The organism is Shewanella sp. c952 (assembly GCF_019654975.1).
Lineage (GTDB): Bacteria > Pseudomonadota > Gammaproteobacteria > Enterobacterales > Shewanellaceae > Shewanella.
This window is the reverse complement of sequence record NZ_BPEW01000098.1, coordinates 1-639: the sequence shown is the minus strand read 5'-3', so window position 1 is coordinate 639 and position 639 is coordinate 1. Positions and strand designations below refer to the sequence as shown.

The window sequence follows — 639 nt, the reverse complement described above, 5'->3', positions numbered from 1 at the left end:
AGGAGAAAAAAAAAAAAGGAGAAAGAAAGGGGAGAAAGGAAAAGGAGGGAGAAAAAAGGAAAAAGAGAAGAGAAAAGAGAGGGAGAGGGGAGAGGGGGAAGAGGAAGGAAGAGAAAGGAAAAGAAAGGGGGGGGGAGGAAGAGGGAGGAGGGAAGAGAAAGGAAAAGAGGAAAAGAAGGAAAAAAAGGAAAGAAAGGAAGGGGGGAAGAGAAAGGAGAGGAAAAGAAGAGGAAAGGAGGAGGGGGAGGGAGAAAGGAGGAAAAGAGAAGGGAAGGAAGGGAGAGAGGGGGGAGAAGGGGGGGGAGGGGAGAGAGAGAAGGAAAAGAAAAGGAGGGAGGAAAAAGAGGGGGGGGAAAAGAGGGAAGAGAAGAGAGGGGGGGAGAAAGAGAGGGAAAGAGGAAAGAAGGGGGAAAAGGAAGGAAGGAAAGGGAGGCAGACAGGGAGGGAAAGAGGAGGAAAGAGAAAGGGGAAAGGGAGAAAGGGAAAAAAAAAGGGAAGAAAGGGGGGAAGAGAGGAAAGGGGGAAGGGAGGGAAAGAAAAGAAGAGAAAGGGAAGAGAGAGAAAAGAGAGAGAAAAGGAAGGGGGAAAGGGGGAAAGAAAGGGGGGGGGAAGGGAAAGGAAGGAGAAGAGGGGGGGGGG

General features: G+C 50.7%; 1 protein-coding gene. It reads left to right on the top strand.

Annotation, left to right across the window (positions count from 1 at the left end; translation table 11 throughout):
* Positions 1-639, top strand: a 639-nt coding sequence (locus K5R16_RS22720; RefSeq protein WP_220740547.1) for a hypothetical protein, incomplete at both ends; no start/stop codon positions are given.